This is a genomic window from Nocardia arseniciresistens, assembly GCF_046764875.1.
Lineage (GTDB): Bacteria > Actinomycetota > Actinomycetes > Mycobacteriales > Mycobacteriaceae > Nocardia > Nocardia arseniciresistens.
Window position 1 is genome coordinate 98,024 of the sequence record NZ_JBKORD010000021.1, and the last position, 21,845, is coordinate 119,868.

17 protein-coding genes are annotated in these 21,845 nt (G+C 64.8%); 8 read left to right on the top strand and 9 right to left on the bottom strand.

Annotation, left to right across the window (positions count from 1 at the left end):
• The first annotated feature begins 6 nt into the window (after nt 1-6).
• Nucleotides 7-465 carry an aggregation-promoting factor C-terminal-like domain-containing protein gene (locus ACLMAJ_RS32430; protein ID WP_412017686.1) on the top strand — a complete coding sequence of 153 codons (459 nt, stop codon included), beginning with the start codon at nt 7-9 and terminating at the stop codon, nt 463-465.
• Between the two features lie 4 nt (nt 466-469).
• Here the strand turns inward: ACLMAJ_RS32430 and ACLMAJ_RS32435 are convergent, their stop codons facing one another.
• The gene (locus ACLMAJ_RS32435) at nt 470-1,123 is read right to left on the bottom strand and encodes a TetR/AcrR family transcriptional regulator C-terminal domain-containing protein (RefSeq protein WP_412017687.1); all 654 of its coding nucleotides are present in this window, start codon (nt 1,121-1,123) and stop codon (nt 470-472) included.
• A 69-nt stretch (nt 1,124-1,192) separates the two neighbouring features.
• Between ACLMAJ_RS32435 and ACLMAJ_RS32440 the strand changes: the two genes are divergently transcribed.
• Nucleotides 1,193-2,686, top strand: a complete 1,494-nt coding sequence (locus tag ACLMAJ_RS32440) for an FAD-dependent monooxygenase (RefSeq protein ID WP_412017688.1) — start codon at nt 1,193-1,195, stop codon at nt 2,684-2,686.
• Nucleotides 2,687-2,778: 92 nt separating this feature from the next.
• Here ACLMAJ_RS32440 and ACLMAJ_RS32445 read toward each other — a convergent pair whose 3' ends face one another.
• Entirely contained in the window at nt 2,779-3,288 is a 510-nt protein-coding gene (locus tag ACLMAJ_RS32445) for a mycothiol transferase (RefSeq protein ID WP_412017689.1), read from the bottom strand.
• Nucleotides 3,289-3,517: 229 nt separating this feature from the next.
• Between ACLMAJ_RS32445 and ACLMAJ_RS32450 the strand changes: the two genes are divergently transcribed.
• Nucleotides 3,518-4,762: a TetR/AcrR family transcriptional regulator gene (locus tag ACLMAJ_RS32450; RefSeq protein ID WP_412017690.1), complete on the top strand. Its 1,245-nt coding sequence runs from the start codon at nt 3,518-3,520 to the stop codon at nt 4,760-4,762.
• A 109-nt stretch (nt 4,763-4,871) separates the two neighbouring features.
• On the opposite strand, the gene ACLMAJ_RS32455 is transcribed toward ACLMAJ_RS32450, so the two are convergent.
• The 4 genes from ACLMAJ_RS32455 to ACLMAJ_RS32470 all read right to left on the bottom strand — a co-directional run bounded on the left by ACLMAJ_RS32455 (nt 4,872) and on the right by ACLMAJ_RS32470 (nt 8,810).
• Nucleotides 4,872-5,876: a protein kinase family protein gene (locus tag ACLMAJ_RS32455; RefSeq protein ID WP_412017691.1), complete on the bottom strand. Its 1,005-nt coding sequence runs from the start codon at nt 5,874-5,876 to the stop codon at nt 4,872-4,874.
• 33 nt (nt 5,877-5,909) lie between these two features.
• Nucleotides 5,910-6,269 carry a hypothetical protein gene (locus ACLMAJ_RS32460; protein WP_412017692.1) on the bottom strand — a complete coding sequence of 120 codons (360 nt, stop codon included), beginning with the start codon at nt 6,267-6,269 and terminating at the stop codon, nt 5,910-5,912.
• A 289-nt stretch (nt 6,270-6,558) separates the two neighbouring features.
• Nucleotides 6,559-8,055, bottom strand: coding sequence for an amino acid permease (locus ACLMAJ_RS32465; RefSeq protein WP_412017693.1), 1,497 nt, complete (start codon nt 8,053-8,055; stop codon nt 6,559-6,561).
• Between the two features lie 266 nt (nt 8,056-8,321).
• Nucleotides 8,322-8,810, bottom strand: a complete 489-nt coding sequence (locus ACLMAJ_RS32470; protein WP_412017694.1) for a MarR family winged helix-turn-helix transcriptional regulator — start codon at nt 8,808-8,810, stop codon at nt 8,322-8,324.
• A 130-nt stretch (nt 8,811-8,940) separates the two neighbouring features.
• Here ACLMAJ_RS32470 and ACLMAJ_RS32475 point away from each other — a divergent pair, with 130 nt between their 5' ends.
• The 3 genes from ACLMAJ_RS32475 (at nt 8,941) to ACLMAJ_RS32485 (ending at nt 15,241) form a co-directional block, all read left to right on the top strand.
• Nucleotides 8,941-10,404: an MFS transporter gene (locus tag ACLMAJ_RS32475; RefSeq protein WP_412017695.1), complete on the top strand. Its 1,464-nt coding sequence runs from the start codon at nt 8,941-8,943 to the stop codon at nt 10,402-10,404.
• Nucleotides 10,405-10,667: 263 nt separating this feature from the next.
• Nucleotides 10,668-14,168, top strand: a complete 3,501-nt coding sequence (locus ACLMAJ_RS32480) for an amino acid adenylation domain-containing protein (protein ID WP_412017696.1) — start codon at nt 10,668-10,670, stop codon at nt 14,166-14,168.
• Between the two features lie 581 nt (nt 14,169-14,749).
• Nucleotides 14,750-15,241: a protein kinase family protein gene (locus tag ACLMAJ_RS32485; RefSeq protein WP_412017697.1), complete on the top strand. Its 492-nt coding sequence runs from the start codon at nt 14,750-14,752 to the stop codon at nt 15,239-15,241.
• Nucleotides 15,242-15,280: 39 nt separating this feature from the next.
• Here the strand turns inward: ACLMAJ_RS32485 and ACLMAJ_RS32490 are convergent, their stop codons facing one another.
• Nucleotides 15,281-16,162 carry a helix-turn-helix transcriptional regulator gene (locus ACLMAJ_RS32490; RefSeq protein ID WP_412017698.1) on the bottom strand — a complete coding sequence of 294 codons (882 nt, stop codon included), beginning with the start codon at nt 16,160-16,162 and terminating at the stop codon, nt 15,281-15,283.
• A gap of 100 nt (nt 16,163-16,262) precedes the next feature.
• On the opposite strand from ACLMAJ_RS32490, the gene ACLMAJ_RS32495 reads away from it, so the two are divergent.
• Nucleotides 16,263-17,285 carry a zinc-dependent alcohol dehydrogenase family protein gene (locus ACLMAJ_RS32495; RefSeq protein ID WP_412017699.1) on the top strand — a complete coding sequence of 341 codons (1,023 nt, stop codon included), beginning with the start codon at nt 16,263-16,265 and terminating at the stop codon, nt 17,283-17,285.
• A 40-nt stretch (nt 17,286-17,325) separates the two neighbouring features.
• Here ACLMAJ_RS32495 and ACLMAJ_RS32500 read toward each other — a convergent pair whose 3' ends face one another.
• On the bottom strand, nt 17,326-18,282 hold the full coding sequence (locus tag ACLMAJ_RS32500) for a polysaccharide deacetylase family protein (RefSeq protein WP_412017700.1): 957 nt from the start codon (nt 18,280-18,282) through the stop codon (nt 17,326-17,328).
• Between the two features lie 141 nt (nt 18,283-18,423).
• Between ACLMAJ_RS32500 and ACLMAJ_RS32505 the strand changes: the two genes are divergently transcribed.
• Nucleotides 18,424-20,007 carry a putative glycoside hydrolase gene (locus ACLMAJ_RS32505; protein ID WP_412017701.1) on the top strand — a complete coding sequence of 528 codons (1,584 nt, stop codon included), beginning with the start codon at nt 18,424-18,426 and terminating at the stop codon, nt 20,005-20,007.
• Here ACLMAJ_RS32505 and ACLMAJ_RS32510 read toward each other — a convergent pair.
• Nucleotides 19,977-21,728 carry a hypothetical protein gene (locus ACLMAJ_RS32510; RefSeq protein ID WP_412017702.1) on the bottom strand — a complete coding sequence of 584 codons (1,752 nt, stop codon included), beginning with the start codon at nt 21,726-21,728 and terminating at the stop codon, nt 19,977-19,979. The genes ACLMAJ_RS32505 and ACLMAJ_RS32510 overlap by 31 nt on opposite strands.
• Between the last annotated feature and the right edge of the window lie 117 nt (nt 21,729-21,845).

Here is a 21,845-nt window from a genome sequence, read left to right on the forward strand (position 1 = left end):
CACGTCATGCCCCACGTCCTCGCGGCTGCCGCGGCGGCCTTGTGCGCACTCGCCATCGGTGTCGCTCCCGCCACCGCCACACCCACGGAATTCGATGCGGCAGTCCCACAGGCGAATTCCGCGGCGCCATCGGACTTCCCGGAGAAGCATGTTGTCGGGTCCAGTCTCTGGCCCGTCCGCGCGAGCACAAGACTCCTAGCGATGACGATTGTGCCGCTCAACGATTTCTGGGCATTCGACAACGTCATCATGCGCGAAAGCGGTTGGGACTTCTTGGCGATCAACCCCAGCAGCGGCGCGTACGGGCTCGGCCAAGCCCTGCCGCCGCAGAAGATGTTCAGCCACGGCGTCGACTGGCCGTTCAATCCGGTGACCCAAATCCGTTGGACCTACGACTACATGAACAAGGCGTACGGCGGCCCCGCGGGCGCGTGGGCATTCTGGCAAGAACACCACTGGTACTGACGCGTCACGAAGGCTCGGGGACCGATCGGGTGGCGAGGATTCCGGCGAGGATGACGCGCAGGCCGTGATCGAACTCCTTGTCGAAATCGGCGGCGAAGAGTTCGGTCACCAATTGCGCGGTCCGAGGGTAGCGGTCGGCGTCGATGGCTTGTTCGAGGCGATCGGACTCGTAGGGGTTGGCATCGGCGTACTCAGTGTCGGTGCGAGATTGCTCCTCGATGACGAAGCCGACGGTGTAGTGCAGCATGATCGGGAAGACGCCGCCTGCCTCGGTGCGGGAGAAACCCGCGTCTTCGAAGGTGCGCAGTGTCAATTCGACGGTGCGCCACATGGCTTCGTCACTGATGTAGGTGCCCGCCAGCACCTTTGCACCGTCCCGATAGTTCAGCATCGCCCCACGTAACCGCCCGGCGAGCGCGATCACCCACTCCTGCCAGGTCTCTCCCTTCCTCGGCGCTTCGACGCCCGCGACGGCGGCGACGAACACCGCCCGCGCCATCGCGTCGAGCAGTTCGCGCTTGTTCTTTACATGCCAATACAGCGCGGGCGCTTGCACATTCAGTGCAGCGGCCACCTTGCGCATGGTCAGCCCGTCGAGTCCGACCTCATCGAGTAGGCCAAGCGCGGCATCGGCGATGGCGGCGGCATCGAGCTTCATATTGACAGCTTAACAATGTTCTGGTCTCCTTAACAGCGTTAAGCATTTAACAACGTTAAGGAGACGGTCATGGAAACGACCGATGTAGTGATCGCCGGCGCGGGACCGACCGGCCTGATGCTGGCCTACGAACTGCGCCTGGCCGGGCTCGAGGTGGCGCTGCTCGACGGACTTCCGGCGCGCACCGGCGAATCCCGCGCGGGCGGCATCCACGCCCGCACCATGGAGATCCTCGACCAGCGCGGGCTGCTCGATGGCCTGCTCCCGAAGGGCCGCACCATGCAGTCCGGACACTTCGGCGGACTGCCACTGGACTTCAACGACTTCAACACCCGCTACCCCTACATGCTCGCCGTCCTCCAGTCGGTCGTCGAGCGCGAACTAGAGGGGCACACAACAGAATTGGGTGCATCCGCGCAATGGGATTCGCCCGTAGTCGGATTTCGGCAGGACGCGAAGGGCGTGGAGGTCGAGGTCGGCGGTGCCATCCCCCGCCGGATCCGCGCCTCCTACCTCGTCGGCTGCGACGGCGGCCGCAGCTCGGTCCGCAAACTCGCCGGTATCGAGTTCGTCGGGACAGACGCGACGGCGACCGGAATGATCGCCGACGTCGAACTGACCGATCCGCCGGCGCAGCCCTTCTTCGCCCACCGCAGCGTCGCGGGCGACTTCTCGGTGGTCCAGTTCGAGCCCGGCTGGTACCGGCTGGTCGTGCAACGGCACGACGTTGTCCTCGGACGTGGCACAAAACTGACCTTCGAGGACTTCCGTGCCAACTTCGTCGAGCTCGCGGGCACCGACTTCGGCATGCACAGCCCCCGCTGGGTAACGCACTACGGCGACGCGGCCCGTCAAGCCGACCGCTACCGCGTCGGCCGGGTCTTCCTGGCAGGAGACGCCGCCCACATCCATTACCCGGCAGGTGGTCAGGGCCAGAATCTGGGCGTGCAGGACGCGGTCAACCTCGGCTGGAAACTCGCTGCCACCCTGCGCGGCAACGCATCCGACGAACTACTCGACACCTATGAAGCCGAGCGCCACCCCATCGCGGCCCGCGTCCTGCACAACACCAGGGCCCAGACCGCGCTGATGCGCCCGGGCGCGCACACCGATGCGCTGCGCGAGGTCATGAGCGACCTGATCGACATGGACCAGGTCCGACAGCGCCTCGGCCTGATGATCACCGCTCTCGACATCCGCTACGACACCAAGGGCGATCACCCGCTGGCCGGACGTCGCGTCCCCGACGCCGACCTGGCCACCTCCGACGGCGACACCCGAATCCACGCGCTTCTGCGCACCGGTCGCCCAGTCCTGTTGGTACTCGACGGAAACGACGTTCCCACGGTGCCGCAGTGGCGGGACCGGATCGAGATCGTCAGCGCGGCAAGCCGCACCGACCGCTGGACCATTCCCGGCGTCGGCGACATTCCGAACCCCGTCGCGGTACTCCTTCGCCCCGATGGCTACGTCGCCTGGGCCACCGACGAACCGACCGCCGCCGGATTGACCGACGCACTCAGCACCTGGATCGGCGCTCCGGCTCGACACCCGGCCGCATAGTACGACGGAACGACGCGGCATCGGCCCGCTCCGTCCCGTACGCAGGTCAGACCGATACCGAAAGTCGTTGCACCCGAGGCGATCCCTCTGACCTACTTCGCCCGCTCGATGATGCCCCGGACGTATGCGGCCTGGCCCGCATGTTGTAGATCGTCGGAGATCACACTCACCAGCCGCACGCTGAGGGTCACCGGTGGGTTCCATCTCGTGTCGACGATCCGGCCGAGGTCGTCGTCGGTCAGACCTCGGACGAACCGCAGCGTCTGCTCGTGAACGGCGTCGTAATAGCCGGTGAGCAGCTCGGCGGGAGCGAGGATGGCGGCCACGTTATCGGAGCTGTCACCGTAGCCGATCGCTAGCCGGGCGACGGGCAGACCGAACCGCTCGTACCAGCCCTGCGCGGTCCACACCTGCTCCACGGCCGCTACATCGGCGATGTGGTCGTCCTGCACGCGCGTCAGGTGCCAGACCAGCCAGGCGATCGAGTTGGCGCTCTTATCGATTCGATACGCGAGGTCGTCCGCGCCGAGCCCGTCCACGGCCTCGTGTACCACCTCCTTGATCCGCTCGTAGGCGTCGGTCAGCACGTCGGCACTGGTCATCCTGTCGGCTCCATCCTCGATGTGGTGCGTTCGACGCTACTCACATCCGATGGTGGCCGCCGCAGCCTTCAGCACATCCCGAGCGAATCGCATCGGCATCAATCCCAAAGGTGATCGTCGTGCGGAACCCTGGGGCCGGAAAATGACTATCGCCAGGACGTGAGCAACAGCACCCTGTGGAGGTAGCATCACACGCTCGCGGCAAGGGGACGATCGGAGGCGAACGGGCATGGTGAGCGGGTCGGACGGGCGCACGCTCAGCGACCCCGTCCGCGGCACCCGGCCCGCGAATCGGCGGCAGCTGATTCTGCGTGCGGCGGCAGATCTCTTCTACGAAAAGGGATACGCCAAGGTCGGCATGGGCGATGTCGCCGAGGCAGTCGCCATCGGGCCCTCGGCGTTGTATCGGCATTTCCGTGGCAAGCAGGACCTGCTGGCAACCGTCGTCAACGAGGCACTCACCACCTTGGACGGCGTACTGGCCTCGGCCACCGCCGAGACCCTCATCACGACAGTGGTGGCGGCAGCCCTCGAGAACAGACGGATCGGCGTGCTGGTACGCCGCGAGTCGCGCCAGCTGTCGGTCGATGATCGCGCGGCCATCCGCGTGACGACCGAACGCATCGGCGCACGGTTCGCCGAACTGAATGGTGAACGCAGGCCGGAGCTCAACGCCACGGAGTCCGATCTGCTGGCATGGTGTGCACTCGCGATCGGCAACGGCCTTTCTTTTCATAGTCTTTCGCTTCCGGAACCCGAGTTCAGCACGTTGATCGAGGAACTCGCCACGACCATCGTCGACGCACCGATCGACCTGCCCGACCGCGCTGCCGACCGCACCGCACGCACCGGGGCGCTCGAGCGCCGGTCTCGGCGCGAGGCCATCCTCGCGGAGGCGACGCGCCTGTTCGCCAGGAATGGATTCGCGGGCGTGAGCATGGAGGACATCGGCGCCGGTGTCGGCATCTCCGGTCCGAGCGTCTACAACCATTTCCCCGCCAAAACCGACATCCTTGTCGCCGCGATGTTTCGCGGCGACGAGTGGATGCAGATGGAGATGAACCGCGCCTTCACTCACGCCACGGACGCCCGCGACGGCTTGCACCGCCTGCTGCGCAGCTACAGCACGTTCGTCTTCGAGAACCCCGATCTGGTCCAACTGCTCGTCTCGGAATCCATGCATCTGCCCGACGCCGACCGGCACCGGGCCAGGGCGGCGCAGCACTCCTACATCGCGGAGTGGGTGCATCTGGCCACCCGGGTACACCCCGACTGGGATCCGGTCAGCGCCCGCATCCGGGTGCAGGCAGTGCAGACCATGATGAACGACGTCGCGCTCATGCCCCATCTGCGAGCCCACCCCGGTGTCGATGCGGCGCTGCTGGACATCGGCGCGCGTCTGTTGAAGATCGCCGGCGATGCCGGCGATGGACCGGTAGGCCGTCGCATGGGAGCCCCCGAAAAATCTACGTAGCACAGGAGCGGGCCGCCCGTATTGCAGTTCTTGCCTACCGGCGGGAAGCGGAGAACAAGATCTGAGGCGGGTGAGAGCCCGAATCCACGGCGCCTCACGGCGTTCACATCTAGGTTTGCTTGGCTATCTCAGCTATTGGCACCGTTTGACCGGGCATCCGCAATATATTGGTGCTCTCGGGGATCATACCGGTATTTTTGATCTGATTCAGTCTCTCGAGCGCTCCATCAATGGCATGGCTGCTCAGACCTGCATCGCCCAGGCCAGCACGGAGCCGATCCTGGTCTACGTCGCGGATACTGCGCAAGATGTCCTCGTCGAGCGTTTTCCCTTTATGTGCAGCGACAAACTCGGACCGAACTTTGATATCGAGAGGTCTATGTGATTCCGGAAAAGATCGACCGTGGTCGATGGCAACGACATCCAAGTGATGATCACGGTCTACCGATCGATAGTTCCCGGCATGGCGGTCCCAGTTTCCCATCACATAGTCGAGGACGGCCATCTGCTGTTGCTGAACCTCGGGATACGCCTTGATATACTTCCGTCCGAATGTGGATTTCACGAATTGCTGTATCATTCCACGACCGCGCGGTTTGCCGTTGAAAATCCGACCTTCCGTCATGGCCGTCGGCGGGATCCTGCCGAATCCGAGATGCTCGTCGAGGCGATAGGCCGCGATTTCCCTACTGGTCAGGGCACCTGGCTGCTTCATGTACTGCTCGTAAATCTCGTCCGAACCATCCTCACCGCGTATCGGTTTGTAGATATTCGATTCACCGTCGTCGGACCCGACGAGCTCGACATGGGTGGTGCTCTTACCGATATCGTCCCTCATATCTTCGGGCTGCTCGAGGTTATCCGTCAAACGGCGTGCTGCCATATTCTCTTCAACCGCGCTCCGCTGGTATCCCCAGTCCCGCTCCCTGTCGACCCGCCTCGGATGCGCTACCCGCGTTGTGCGGTTGATTTCCTGATCAAACGTGTCCGCAATTCGCCCATCGGCTGTCCGGATAGTCCGGGTGCCAAGATTTAAGGTACGAATTGAGCCCTCGTAAGAGCGGTGGATAGCTTGACTCATATCTCCAGTAGCGTCAGCGACCTTTTTGGTCACGCTGCGCATAAAAGGGCCGAAACTCCCGGTCAACTAAGTTGTTTCCGGCACGGCCTCGTCCGGCCTTTGTTTTCGAGCGCCCGCCCACGGCGATGGAGTCACCGGATTGCCGGATTCTCCGGAACTTTCGTCGACCAGCCGGTAATAGCTCATCCCGAAAGGCTGCAGCAGGGCACGCATGAAGGCACGGCCGTCGTCAGGCATGACATATTGTGCCGTGTGCAATATCTCGACGCCACGGTCGAACCACTCTTCGGCAAGTGGACATCCCGCAGGCTCGATCACAGTGAGTGTCGCACAACCGGTGGCGGCCAACCGGAACTCCGCGACCCGTTGCCGCTCCGATGAACCGAGGTCATACAGAACCATCAGCGTCGGACTCTCCTCGGCCATGGCCCTCACCTTCTCGACGTCGCCCCCACCTACGATCCACGATCGCCCTCTATTGGACCAGACCTCTACACGATCCAAGCAAACTATTCAGTATGTTTCAAGACATTGATACCGCTCCGTCGGCGCGGGCGCGACGTGCGCGGGCGCGACGTGCGCGGGCGCGAGGCACGGGTGCAGGTGCAGGTGCCAGGCACGGGTGCGGATGCCAGGCACGGGTGCGGGTGCCAGGCATGGACAGGGGCGAATAGAGCCAAATCCATCCGGTGACCGAATTGCGTTGCGGCGCTTGTCAATCCTCGTAGTCGGCGCGCGGACGGTCGGGGACCACCGGGAGCAGACCGGTGAATCCCGCACGGAGCCGGGCGATGCTCACGACCTTCGTGCGGGCCACGAACCAGCCGACGGTGAGGGCTGGGGCCAAGACGAGCACTGTGGTGAGCACTGCCCACCGTTGGACCTCGTCGCTGTTGGTTGCCATCAGCACAACGACTCCGGCGAGGAACATGAGTGTGGCGATACCGGTGTACGGGGATCCCGGTAGTCGGAACGCTGGTCGCTCGGCTCGTCCGGTGCGCGACCAGCGCCACAGCTGGAGCTGGCTGAGCACGATCACCGCCCAGCAGGTGATGGTGCCGAGGGCCGACACGTTCAGTACGACCTCGAACGCTTTCCCCGGCATGACGGCGTTGAGTACGACGCCGAACAGCGCCACCACACCGGCCGCCAGAATCCCGACGAAGGGCACGCCACTGGCGGACATCCTGGACGCGATCGCGGGCGCGCTGCCATTCGACGACATCGACCGCAGGATCCGGCCGGTGGAGTAGAACCCGGCGTTGAGGCTGGAGAACGCTGCCGTCAGCACCACCACGTTCATCAGAGCCGCGGCGCCGCCGAAGCCGAGCTTCGAGAAGAACGTCACGAAGGGGCTCTCGCCCGCCTTGAAGGCGGTGTAAGGCAGCAGGAGGGCGAGCAGGATCAACGATCCCACGTAGAACAACGATATTCGGGCGATGACCGAGTTGATCGCGCGCGGCATCATCTTGGCCGTATCCTTGGCCTCCCCTGCCGCCGTGCCGACCAGTTCCACACCGGCATAGGCGAAAACCACACCTGTAGTGACCATTACGAGAGGCAGCACCCCGGTGGGGAACAATCCACCGCTGTGCTCGACGACACCGAAGCCGGTTTCCCCGCCCTGAACCCGAAACCGGCCGACCACGAAGACGGTTCCGACCACCAGGAATGTCACCAGCGCAACAACTTTCACAAGCGCGACCCAGAACTCCAGCTCACCGAACCATCGCACCGACACCATGTTGACGCACAGCACCAGCGCCAAGGCGATGAAGGCGATCACCCACTGCGGAAGTCCCTGAAAGGCTTGCCAGTAACGGCAATAGGTGGCTATGGCGGTGATGTCGACAATTCCGGTCATGCACCAGTGGAAGAAGTACATCCAGCCGATACCGAATGCGTACTTCTCGCCGAAGAATTCACGTGCGTAGGACACGAAGGACCCCGACGACGGACGGTGCATCACCAGTTCACCGAGGGCCCGCAGAATCAAGAAGGTGAAAATTCCACACACCGCGTACACGATGAACAGGCCAGGGCCCGCGCCCACCAGTCGGCTTCCCGCACCGAGGAACAGACCCGTGCCGATGACGCCACCGATGGCGATCATGTGCACTTGGCGCGGCCGGAGGCTCTTGCGATAACCAATGTCCTCGGTCTGCAACAGACCTGTCGCCTGCGAGTTTTCAGCGGGACGAGCTGCGGTCATAATGGGAGTCCTTCACCCGAGCGATCGAATCGCTCATGAATGTACCGCTAGTTAACGGCACACTCAATGGGTATGCGGATTTCAAGCGAATTCCTACTTCCAGCAAAGACTTTCATCGGCGGACATCCAACGACTCGAACTCGACAATCTAGCCGCTGCATATCGGTACGCTCGATACTGGCATGAAGCTTTATACGACGTCAGGGCGGTAGGCGAGTCACCCTCCGACCGAAGCTCGACCGTCGACAGGCTGCCGAATGAGTCTGCTATCCAGGAGACCGTTGACCTTGTCGGTCCGGCAGCGCCGAAGGCGCGAGGCGCGGCCACGGACGACCGTGGTAGTGCTCGATGTCGGTATTGAATCGCTCGAGGTAGGCGGCGAAGGTGGCGACGTCTTCGGGGGACCAGTTCGCCATGATGACGTCGAGGGCACGCACGCTGTCGGCGCGGTCGCTGTCGAGCCGTTGCTCGCCTTCGGAGGTCACGCGGAACCGGCGGGCCATGCCGCCGTCGGGGTCGGGGATGCGGTCGATGAGTCCGTCGCGCATCATCGCGGCGGTTTGCCGACGAAGTGTGGATGCCTCCAGACCCAAGGCGTCGCTGAGCTGACCGATGGACATCGGACCTTCCCCGCTCAACCGGCTGAGCAGCGTGTACGCGCTGCGTTCCAGGCGAAGACGGCCGCGCCGGGACGAGAGGCTGTAGCGCCCGAGCAGCATGGTCTCGAACTCGATCACATGCGTGGGCTTGTCCATCCTGATCCTTCTGTCGATGCGAGCAAGGGCCGTTCGACAGCAGGTATATCACGCACGACGTGCATGACACATGCAGTGTGTATATTACATGCGATGTGTATCGTACACACCTACTGCTCTTCCTGATGAGATGGAGAAATGCGTGGACAGGCACTCGCCAACCACACGACCGGGCGGCATCCTCAGCGTGCTCGCGGCCGCGGGCATAGTCGCGGCACTCATGCAGACGATCGTGGTTCCCCTGATCGGCGACCTGCCGAAACTGTTGAACACCAGCGCATCCAACGCGTCGTGGGTGATCACCGCGACCTTGCTTTCGGCAGCGGTGTTCACCCCGATCGCGGGCAGGCTCGGCGATATGTATGGCAAGCGGCGAATGCTGCTGCTCTCGTGTGTGCCGCTCATCGCGGGATCGGCGGTCTGCGCCATGGCAGCCTCGGTGGCGCCGATGGTCATCGGGCGTGGGCTACAAGGGATGGGCGTGGGCATCGTGCCGCTCGGCATCAGCGCGCTTCGCGATCTGCTGCCTCCCGAGCGCCTCGGCTCGTCCATCGCCCTGATGAGCTCCTCGCTCGGCATCGGCGGTGCGCTCGGACTGCCGATTTCCGCGGCCGTCGCCCAGAACACCAGCTGGCATGTGCTGTTCTGGGCGGCCGCGGTCCTCGGCGCTATGGTCGCCGCGCTGATCTGGTTGTTCATCCCCGGCACCGCGGCCAAGGAATCGGCCGGCCGTTTCGATTTCCTCGGCGCGCTCGGGCTCGGTATCGGACTGGTGTGCTTGCTCATCGCGATATCCAAGGGCGCGACCTGGGGCTGGGCCAGCGGCACCATTCTCGGATTGTTCGCGGCGGCGATCGTCGCACTCGCGGCGTGGGGGTGGTGGGAGCTGCACACTCCCGATCCACTGGTCGATCTGCGCGTCACCGTGCGACCGCAGGTACTGCTGACCAACGCGGCATCGGTCGTGGTCGGCTTCGCCATGTATGCCCAGGCACTGATCCTGCCGCAGCTGCTGCAACTGCCCGAGGCCACCGGATACGGCCTCGGCCAGTCGATGCTGGCGATGGGCCTGTGGATGGCCCCCGCCGGTCTGATGATGATGCTCGTTTCGCCACTGGGCGCCCGTCTTTCGGCCGCACGCGGACCCAAGGTCACCCTGCTTACCGGATGCCTTGTCATCGCCCTCGGTTACGCGTCCTCCATACCGCTGCTCGGTTCCACCTGGGGCCTGCTGGTGGTGACCCTCATCTGCAACGCGGGCGTCGGCCTCGGCTACGGCGCGATACCCGCCCTCATCATGAGTGCGGTACCGCAATCGGAGACGGCCGCGGCCAACAGCTTCAACACCCTGATGCGCTCCATCGGCACCTCGTTCGCCGCCGCGGTGGTCGGCATGGTCTTGTCCCAGATGAGCATCCAGTTCGGCGGCCACACGCTGCCGTCGGAGAACGGCTTCCGCACCGGCCTGCTGATCGGCTGCGGTGTCGCCCTGGTCGCGGCAGCCATCACCGCGGCCATCCCGTATCGGCGGACCAGCCCCACCCCCATCGACTCCTCGACCGACCCTATCGAGAAGGTCGCTTCCCGGGCCTGACGACAAGGTGCGCCCCTGGATCGGGCTCACCAGAGCCGACGTCGTCTACGCGGGTGCCCGAACCCGTACAGACGACGTCGGTTTCGGCAACCGGGTGGCCGGTGTCCGAAGCCGACAAGCCAGGGACCGCCGAGCGCCGAGCGCCGAGCGCCGACGGACTCGACTGGTCACGCTGCCTGATCGACCTTCCCACCGGTGGCGAAAAAGGTTGCCGCGTAATAGCATCGGGCCCGCTTGTTCATATCGCGCGGCAGGACGAGAACTTGACCCGTAGTACCCGGCAGGCATCCTCGTCTTCGCGCCGCGGACGTTCACGTCGGAGTTACCCGTCGAACGCGCCGACTCTTGCGGCTCTGCTCGCCGCGGCCGTCGAGCATAATCCGGATGGCATCGCGGTGCAGTGCGAAAACGACACGCTGACCTATCGCGCCCTCGACGAACGCTCATCACAGCTGGCCAGAGTTTTGCTGGCGATGGGAATCGGCCCGGAAATCCCTGTCGCGGTGGCACTTGCGCGGTCGATCGATTCCGTGCTCGCGGTGTGGGCCGTCGCCAAGACGGGTGCCACATTCGTGCCGATCGATCCGGACTTCTCGTCCGAGCAGATCGCATTTCAGGTGGCCGACTGCGGCGCCGAGACCGGCCTGACCCGTCAGCAGTACACCGCCACCCTGCCCGGCGAAATCCAGTGGCTCGCCATGGATGCCTCCGAGTTCGACGCACAGGTTTCGGCGCAATCGCCGACTCCCATTTCCTACCTCGACCGGCGAGCACCGACACGTGACACGAATCCGGCCTACCTGATCTACACATCCGGCTCCACCGGCGCGGCCAAAGGTGTCGCGGTCACCCATGCCGGACTCGCCACCCTCTGCGCCGACCTCACCGCACGGCATTCGCTGTCCGCCGCCGCGCGAACCTTGCATTTCGCCTCACCCGGCTTCGATGCGTCGATATTGGAGCTGCTGCTCGCCATCGGCTCCGCCGCCACCATGGTGATCGCGCCGCCTTCGATCGACAGCGGTGCCGCTCTGGCCGACTTCCTGGCACGACACCAGGTCACCCATGCTTTCCTCACCCCTTCGGCACTGGCCTCGGTCGATCCGGACGGACTGGATCTGCTGCGGGCGATCATTGTCGGTGGCGAGCCGTGCCCGCCTGCGCTCGTCGGGCGCTGGGCGGTAGCCGGCAGGCAATTCTGGAATGCCTACGGGCCGATCGAATCCACCATCGTGGCAACCATCAGCTCGCCGCTGTCGCCCGAGACACCGGTGACTATCGGTGCTGCCGTGCCCGGCATATGCCTGTGGGTGCTCGACCGGCGGCTGCGCCCCTGCGACGCGGGCGTCGCAGGCGAGCTGTATATCTCCGGTCCCGCCATCGCCCGCGGCTACCACGGTCGCGCGGGCCTGACCGCACAGCATTTCCCGGCCGAACCGCACGGCGGGCCCGGCTCGAGGATGTATCGGACCGGCGACCTTGTCCGCTGGACCACGGGCGGCAGCCTCGAATATCTCGGCCGCACCGACGACCGAGCGTTCGCCGACACCGTCGAGCGGCACGAGGCGCCGCGCACGATGTATCCGGCAGACGACGAGGGCCCACACCGGCGGGAACACCCTGATGCGGTGCGCGAGCTGGCGGAGCTGCCCGACGACCTCGGCCTACCGACCGACCGTCCACGCCAGCCGGTGGCATCGCTGCGTGGCGCAGAGGAACAGCGAACCGTGCCCGCGGCGCTGCACACCGAGCTGCTCGCTGTCGCACGAACCCATCGGGCAACCCTGTTCATGGTGATGCGGACGGCGTTGGCCGTCCTGCTCGCCAGGATGTCCGGCGGCACCGAGATCGCCATCGGGGTGCCGATGACCAATCGCGCCGAGACCGCGCTCGGGGACGTCGTCGGCACGTTCGGCAACACCACAGTGTCGCGCACCATGATCGATCCCGCCGAAAGCTTCGCGGACCTGCTTTCCAGAACCCGCGATCGGGACCTGGTGAACTTCGCGCACTCCGAGGCGCCGTTCGAAGACGTCGTCGATGCCGTCAGCCCGGTCCGGTCCCCCGGCCGACATCCGCTGTATCAGGTCGGTTTCGCGTTTCAGAACTTCGGCGAGGCGAATTTCGAGCGGTCCGGGCTTTCCTTCTCCCCCTACGACGCGGATACCAGGACGGCGAAGACCGACCTGCACATTGTCGTCGACGACACTCATGAAGACGACGGAACACCCGGGCCGGTCATCATCCGATTCGTCTATGCCACCGACCTTTTCGACGAGACAACGGTGCGCAGGCTCCTCGGCAGCTACCTGCGCATCCTGCGGCAGGTGGCCGCCGATCCGGTTGCCGCGGTCGGCGATATCGACATCATGGACCCGCTCGAACAGCGACGGATCCGATTTTGGTCCGCCGGACCCGACCTCTCGGTCGAAAAGGAATCCCTGACGGCGGCGCTGTGGCGGCACGCCGCGGCAACGCCACAGGCCCCTGCCGTACTCTGCGGATCCGACGCGGTGACCTACATACAGCTGCAAGACCGGTGTAACCGGCTGGCCCGCTGGCTGATTCAGCAAGGCATCGGCCCGGACACCTTTGTCGCGGTGGCCATGCGCAGGTCGATAGATCAGGTCGTCGCGCTCTGCGCGATCGCCGAAGCGGGCGGGGCCTGGGTGCCGATCGATCCGGATCATCCGGCCGAACAGATCCGCTCGGTGCTCGAATCCGCCGCGCCCCGGTGCGTATTGACCACCAGCGGTGACGCGTTCACGGTTGCCGCCGCGCACGCCGTCGACATCCTCGATCTTTCGCAGCTCGATCCCGATCCACTGCTCGACACCGAGCGCCTCGCACCGTTGCGCGGCGACCACCCCGCCTACCTGATCTACACATCCGGCTGCACCGACAGCCTGAAAGGTGTTGTGGTCAGCCACGAGGCGATCGTCAACCAGCTTGCCTGGATGCAACAGCAGTACCGGGTCGGCACCGCCGACACCTATCTGCTGAAGACACCCGCGACCTTCGACGTGTCGCTGTGGGGCTACTTCCTGCCGCTGCGCGCCGGCGCTCGACTGCTGCTCGCCGGACCTGGTGAGCACCCCGACCCCGCGGCGTTGGGCAAGCTGATCGCCGCACATCGGGTCACGCTCACCGATTTCGCCCCCGCTATGCTCTCGATGTTCGCAGCACACGTCCCGGCCACCGAATCGACCTCACTGCGTGCGGTTTTCGTCATCGGCGAGGCGCTGCCGCCGGAGACCGCGCGGGCGTTCACCACCGTGTGCGGCGCCGAACTGCACAACATGTACGGTCCGACGGAAGCGGCGGTGAGCATCACTCATCACCGGGTAGGGCCCACCGATCTGACGTCGACCCGAGTACCGATCGGCGCACCGGAAAGCAACTCCCAGAGCTTCGTCCTCGATGCTCGGCTGCGACCGGTGCCGGTCGGCGCGGTGGGTGAACTCTATTTGGCCGGAGCCCAACTCGCCCGCGGCTACCACAGGGCCCACGGCCTGACCGCGGGCCGTTTCGTCGCCAACCCCATGGGCGGACCGGGCGATCGGATGTATCGGACCGGTGACTTGGTGCGCTTGACCGCGCGCGGCGCATTGGATTACCTCGGGCGCAGCGACTTTCAAGTGAAGGTGCGCGAGCACGGCGAGATCGAGACCGCGCGGCGGCCGGTATCTCGGGCGCTGCCGTCGTACACGGCGCCGACGGCGGTGCAGCTGCGGGCCGATCAGGTCTCCGAACCCCCGCGGTAGCTCGACGAGCCAGCACGGCGCTTCGTCAGCGCCACTTGGAAACCTGCGCGACCCAGTCTGCGCACAGACGCCGAAGAAGATTGTTCGTGGCCACCGATATAGGAAGGACGATCACCGCAGCGGCTCGGCATGCGGTCGATTTGCTGACGAACGCAAGCGACACGATAGATGGCCGTTTCTATCGGCCTACTATCCACCATCTGAATGAGTTCGCAAGGCGCGCAGCAGTCGTCGATCATGGGAGTGCGGGCGAAATCAACAGGGCTCGCGGCTGGCTGCGACACAACGAGTCGGCGGGCGAGCCCCGACCTGCCTACTCGCCGCCCGCAGGCGAACTGCGAATGCGCATGCGGGTCCTGGAGCATCCGGAAACGGCGGCACTATACCGGAATCGTCCGTATCTTCCCCTCGGACGACCTCGTGGTCATTATCTCCTCCGCTCGACAGACGATAGCGAAAACATCTACAAACCGAATGCGGGGGAAGGGTATTTCCGGGACGGGATTCCAGCCGTTCCCGGCTCGCTTACCCACCGCGAAGTCGCAGCGTACCGCCTCGATCAGCTACTAGGATTCGGCCGCGTGCCACCCACCGGACTCATCGATGGCCCATGCGGCGAAGGGTCGGTGCAGCAGATAGTCGACTCTATCGACGGAAAGTTCAGAATCACGGAATATCCGAAGGTGCAGCGACAACAGATGGCGGTCCTCGACTACATCATGGCCAATACCGACCGACACTTGGACAACTATCGGACCGCACACAATGGTGACGTGATCGCGATCGACCACGGTTTGACCTTTCCGGAGGAACCGGATCCGAAATACGGCATCCGGTCCGATTTCGTGAAGGCGTTCCAACACAAAGACCTGGACAAGAGCGTGCTCGACGCGGTCAGGGCCGTACATCCGGAAGATCTGCGGGCAGCACTGTCAGACCTCGAGTTGAGCGACAAGGCCATCAACGGAGCGTTAGCTCGACTGCACGAGATCCAGTCTCTCGGCAAAATCACCGGGCGCGAATGGCCGGATATCCTGCGGGTCACGAAACACGGGCGGCTCGACAGCCAATAGTTGACTGCCGACCCGAACCTCTGGGCGTGGATGGTTCGGTCAGGCCTCGGGTGCGACGCGCAGCAGTTGCTTCGCACCGGCGAACTTGCGGTGCAGGAGTTGAAACGCGGCGTGCGATGGGCTTCCTGGTGCGGCGCTGTACATCAGGATGCGATGATCCGGGTCGTCCGACAACTGCATGGTTTCCAATTCGACCGTGAGCTCGCCGACCTCGGGGTGGTGCAGGTGGCGGGTGCCCGACGCATGGTTGGCGACCGGATGCTTCGACCACAGTGCAGCGAACTCCGCGCTGTTCATCGTCAGTTCGCCGATCAGCACGGCCAGTTCACTGTCGTCCCGATGCCGGCTGACCATCAACCTGAGTGACGCCACCGCACAGGACGCCGCGTCGTCCCAGCGCGGGTATAGATCGCGGTGGTGGGGGTCGAGGAACAGCATCCTGATCAGGTTCGGGCGGTCGGACGGGCGGTCGGGTGTTTCCGCGTCGAGATGCCCGGCCAGCAATAGATGGCCGAGGGTGTTCCATGCGAGTACCTCGCTGCGCATGCCGAGAACGACGGCTGGAATCTCGGTCACGGCCTCGATGAGCTGGCGGGTGCTGCGGCGTACCCTCGCGGGCTTCGTGGGCTTGCGCGGCTTTTCCGGGGCCGGTCTGGCCAGGTTGTGCAGATACGCCCGCTCGTCTTCGCTCATTGCGAGGGCGCGGGCGAGGGCCTCGATGACGGACTCGGAGGCCCGGTTGCTCTGGCCTTGCTCGAGCCGCGTGTAGTAGGTGACGCTCACACCTGCGAGCTGGGCGAGCTCTTCGCGCCGCAGCCCGGGCACGCGACGCGCACCGTAGGACGTGATGCCCACGTCCTCGGGTGTGAGCCGACTACGGCGGCTGCGCAGAAAGTCACCGAGTCTCGTGCCGTCTTCCATGATCCGATCTTCCCCCGGTCGCGCGATGACTGCCTACCCCTGCGAGTGCTAGGCAAGCCAGGGTGTAGCCGCCACGAGTGTGAGGCGCGAGCGTGGAGCTATGAAGTTCTGGACCATGGATGTCAGCGGCCGCACCAACCTCAGGCTTGCCGAAGGGCCGATCCCCGAGCCGGGGCCCGGCGAAATTCTCGTCGAGGTCTCGGCAGTCGCTCTGAACTACCGCGACCGCCTGGCCATCGACGAAGGCCTCACGATGATCTTCCCGGCGCACCGTCCCTTTGTCCCCGGCTCGGATATGGCGGGCGTGGTGACCGACATCGGCACCGGCGTCAACCGATTCGAGCCGGGACACCGGGTGATCTCCACGTGCCTGCCCGACTGGATCGACGGCCCCGGTCCCGGCGACGCGCGACTCGGCGGCCCCGAGGCCCTCGGAAGCGGCCACTACCCGGGCGTTCTCACGGAATATGTTGTGCTCGAACAGAACTGGGCCGTGCACGCTCCCGAGAGCGTCAGCGACGCCGAAGCGAGCACACTGCCCATGGCCGGCCTCACCGCTTGGACCGCGCTCGCCGAGCGTGGTCACGTCCGGGCCGGGCATACTGTCGTGGTCCAGGGCACCGGAGGTGTCGCGCTGTTCGGCATGCAGATCGCCGCAGCACACGGCGCGGAGGTGATCGTGATCTCGGGCGACGACGCCAAACTGGCCCGGGTGCAGGAGCTCGGCGCTACCCACGGGATAAACCGGATCTCGCAGGACTGGGTCGAGGCCGTTTACACCCTCACCAGTGACCGGGGAGCCGACCACATCCTCGAGGTTGTGGGCGGCGCGCACCTCGCCCGCTCGCTGGAGGCTGCGGCCGTCTGTGGTCGAGTGTCACTGGTCGGCATCCTGGGGGGCTACGAGATCTCTGGTCAGATGTCAGACCTGGCCCGCAAGAAACTGACAATCGAGGGCATCCAGGTCGGCCATCGACGGGCATTGGAGGATTTCGTGCATGCGATCGATCGCACTGGCATCAGACCGGTGATCGGGGGCGAATACTCGCTGTCCGACCTGCCCGCCGCGCTCGATCATCTCGAGCGCGGGCCGTTCGGCAAGATCGTGGTGCGAATGAAATGAGCATTCGCGCGACACCGAGCCGCGAATCAGCGCGGCGGATTCAGTAGGCGTTGGTGTGTAGTGATTGTGCTGAACCCAGTTCTCCTGCCAGGCTTTTAGGGAAGCTGACCGTATTCGGATCGCCGTCGGCGGTGTAGCGCTGATCAGGGTTCTCGGCTAGTCGATCGAGCCAGTAGGCCGAGTCGAAGGGGACCTCGCCATTGCCGGAGCGGATCCGTGGGATTGCCCATCGGTCGATTTCACCGAAGGGGGACGGAGCGGGTTGCGCGCCGACCAGCATTACCGCGTCGAACTTGTAGGGGGTGCCGTCCCAGCTGCCCTCGGTGGCCAGTGCGTGGTCTGTCGGGAAGACGCCCAACGGCAGTGCCATGGTGCGCAGATCATTTCGGGGCGCCGCGGATTTGATGACGCGCACGTTCTCCACGAGCTCGCGCTGCACGCCGGTGGCGTCCAGGCTCGCGAGGTCGGCGTGGGATGCGGTGTGGGCACCGATCTCGTATCCGTGTTCGGCCAGCCAGGGTAGTGCTCGCGAGTCGTTGCCGAAGGGCTCGTTGTTGACGTAGAAGGTGGCTCGGGGCTCGAAATCCGGGTTGCGAGCGGCGAAGTCGTTGAGAATGCCGATTGCGGTGTCCGACACAACCTTTCCGTCATCGGCAAAACGCAGCTGGCTACGGGTCGAGTCGTCGAAGGTGAGCACTACCGGGTGGGTGCCCGCGGGCAGGTCGATTCGGCCGGAGAGGTAGTCGGCGGCGGTGACCGGGCGATAGTTCTCGTGGTGGAGACGTTCGAGTTCGAGGCGGAATTCCTCTGGGGTTTGGTCGTATTCGCTCGCCGGCGACGGTGTCAGCTGGTGGTACATGAGGACCGGCACCAGGCCGAGCTCGTTCGCCGCGACCGCGGCCGGGTCGGGGATCGCGCTCGTCGTGGCGGGCGGTGACGCGGTTTCGACAATAGCGGCGACAGTATCCTTGGGTGTTCCGCAAGCGGCGAATGCCAAGGCGGACAAGGAAACACTGATCGCGATGCGACACGCATTCCTCGGCACCGATCTCACATTACGTGGCGGCAGGTATTTGCAGGGTGGATAGTGGGAGAAAGCGACAAACGAAAGCTGGTGTGCGCGTTGAATAAACCGGTCTTGCCTACAGGACGACGCCGACTGCTGGCAATAGCGGTTATCGCAGTTTTATCAATTCTCGTCGCTTCGGTAACCATCGGTGCGCTCCGGGCGGAACCCGAGGGTTCGACGCTGACCGGACTCCCGGAAGGCATTCTCGGAGCGACGGCCTTGGACGCGCTGGAGCTGCGGGTGGACGCAACAGGCCACAACCCGAATGACATACACCTCGAGCTCGACGGCAAGACAGTCACCGGCGAGGTCGCGGACAACGTGGTGATCTACCGTCCGGGAAACCTGCCCGACGGAGCCCACAGGTTCACCGCCGAGATCCGATCCGGCGGACTGTTCGGGTTCCTGAAGGCCGGGCCGGGGGCCTCGAGAACATTCACCGTGGACACCGAGCCGCCGACGGTGCAGCTGAGCCGGCCTGCGAGCGTATCGTCCTATCGGCAGCCGGTCATGCTGCGCGGCAAGGCAACCGGAGCCGACCACGTGACGGTCGGCGCACAGTCGGCGCCGACCGCGGCGGACGGCTCCTTCGAGATCACCTTGCCGCGCGCCCCGGTCGGTGCCGACCTGATCGCCGTGGACGCAGCGGGCAATAGGTCGACCACGGCAATTCCCGCCGCAGTCGAGGTACCTCGGATCAAGGCGGTGCATGTGACCGCGTATGCGTGGATGCACGAGGGTCTGCGCGAGGCCGTGCTCGACATGGCGCGCGAGGGGCGCATCAACACCGTCCAACTCGACATCAAGGACGAGGACGGCGTTGTCGGCTACGACTCCCAGGTACCGCTCGCACGACAGTCGGGTGCCGCCGCGGGGATCTACGACGCTGGTGCCGCATTGCGGCAGCTGCACGAAATGAATCTGAGCGTGGTCGGCCGGATTGTGGCGTTCCGTGACCCGACGATGGCGCAATGGGCCTGGCGCGAAGGACATCAGGACTGGGTCGTTCAGAACCCTTCCGGCCTGCCGTATTCCAGTCACTACGGCGCGATCGCGTTCACCAACTTCGCCAATCCCGAGATCCGCAAGTACAACATCGATCTCGCGGCGGAAGCGGCGGGACTCGGCTTCGACGGGATCATGTACGACTATGTCCGGCGTCCGGACGGCGCCTTGTCGCAGATGCAGTTCCGCGGTTCGACCACCACACCCAGCGTGTCCATCGCGGAGTTCTTGCACGAGAGTCGTGACCCGGTGCGGGACAAGGGCGCTCATCTGGGGGCCGCGGTCTTCGGCATCGCCTCGACCCGACCCGACGAGATCGCGCAGGACATTCCACTGATCGCCGAGTACGTCGACTACGTGGCACCGATGCTCTACCCGTCGCACTGGAACTCCGGCGAATACGAGGTCGCGAACCCGAACTCGCAGCCCTACGACATCGTGTTCCGCTCGCTGGCGGACTTCAACAGACAGACCGAGGGCACCCACGCCGAGGTCATCCCCTGGTTGCAGGATTTCAGCCTCGGGGTGAACTACGGCGACGACGAGGTCCGAGCCCAGATCGACGCCGCGGCGGCCGCGGGAGACAGCAGCTTCTTCCTCTGGAATGCGGCGACGCGCTACCACTCCTGGGCGATCACGCCGAACTGATCGCTGCCGGAACTCGGGTCTCGTCCGGCCTCGCCGCATCCAGACCTGTCGAGGCCGTGGCTTTCGTCCGCGGCCGCCGACAACCGGCAGCAGCACGAAGCCTCGATCGGGACATCCGCCACGGCGGCAGCCAGTTTCAGCTGTTGGGCGATGATCCGGGCTTCGCCGGTCTTGCCGAGGCGTACCAGGCATTCGTGATATCCGTGCAGGCTCCATACGTTCGCGGGATGCTGCGCGGCACGCGGGAGGCTGTTGTCGATGCCGAGGTCGGCGCGGTAGACGGCTTCGGCCTCCGCTACCTGGCCCTGTTCCAGCAGCAGCGCACCGTAGGCGTGCCTTGTCGGCTGCATCCAGCCCCACGGCTCGTCGTAGGGCAGGTGATCGTCGAGCTCGATCGAGCGGCGCAGAGCAGCGAACGCGCTGTCGTAGTTGCCTTTTCGGTACTCGAGTTCGCCTTCCAACATGGCCGAGGCGACGGCGAGAATGTCGCGGCAGGTGTTGTTGAACAGCGTCCTGGTTTCCGGGACCCGGTCGAGCGCGGCGAGGAAGAGCCGCTGCTGTTCGTGTGCCTGCGTGAGGTTATCGGTCGCCGCGAAGGCGACACCCTTGGCGTAGTGCAGCATCGTGGTGCTGACGCAGTACAGGTCCTGGTCTTTCGGGAGCGGGAGGTCGATGATCTCGGCCCACTCACCGAACCTGATGAGGACGTGCACCCGCATCGACAAGAAGCCCTCCAGCCAGTCGGCCATCGGCGGCTCAGTCACGCGCAGCAGTTCTTCCGGAACCGAGTTCTCCAGCTGTGAAACAGTTTTCAGCGCTACTTCGGACTGACCGAGAAACATCGCGCCATAAACCTTGAAGTGATAGTTGTGGGCGCGGTAGAGCGTGTAGAAGTTGATCTCGCCCGCCTGTCGCACATATTTCCGGTCCGCGACGATGGCCGCCGAGTTCGACGACACCACTGCCCGGTAATCACCGCACAGCACGTCGATGTGCGAGGGCATGTGCTGGAGATGTCCGGCATCGGGCACCAGCCCGCGCAGCCGATCTGCCGCCGCGAGCGCGTCCTCCGGCGTCGCGGACATCTCCATTAGGTGGATGTACATATGCAGCACGCCGGGATGCGCCCGGCCCGCTTCGCCGCGCAGCGCCCGCTCCAGCACCGCCTTGGTCTCCAAAGTGTGTGCGCCGTCGCCGGGTTCGCCGGTGTGCTGGTTCCACAGGCCCCACGGGGTCATGTTCATCAAGGCATCGGCGAACAACGCCGCTACGTCGATGTCGTCCGGGAACCGCTCATAGACCGCACGCATCGCCTCGGCATAGTCGCGGTTCCACGCCGAGCTGTCGGCATCGGGCCGATTGCGCTGGTAGCGCGCAGCAAGTGACTCGATGATCGCCCGCTCGACCGGCGTGACGGAATCCACGAGCTCGCCCGCCCTGCGCGTCGCATCGAAAGTGCGCGCGACGGTGTCGGCCAACTCCGTCTCGTCGAAGAACTCCCACGGCTTGTTGTAGTTGGGCCCCAGCGCATAGGCCAGGCCCCAATAGGCCATCGCACAACCGGGATCTTCGTCCAAAGCCCTGGAGAAGCACCGAACGGCTTCTTCATGATTGAACGCATAGGTCCAGATCAGACCCCGGTCGAACCACCGCTGCGCGGCAGCCGACGCGGCCGTCACCGGTCGCGCGTACTTCCCCAGATCGTAGTAATCCACAGCCATCTCCTGGTCCCCCACGACGAGTCGATCACAGCATGTGCCGACGATCGTGCCACCGGCGTTCGCCTACCGCGACCACCGAGCTCGACCAGCGCGGGCTGTGCGAGATTCCGTCGCCTG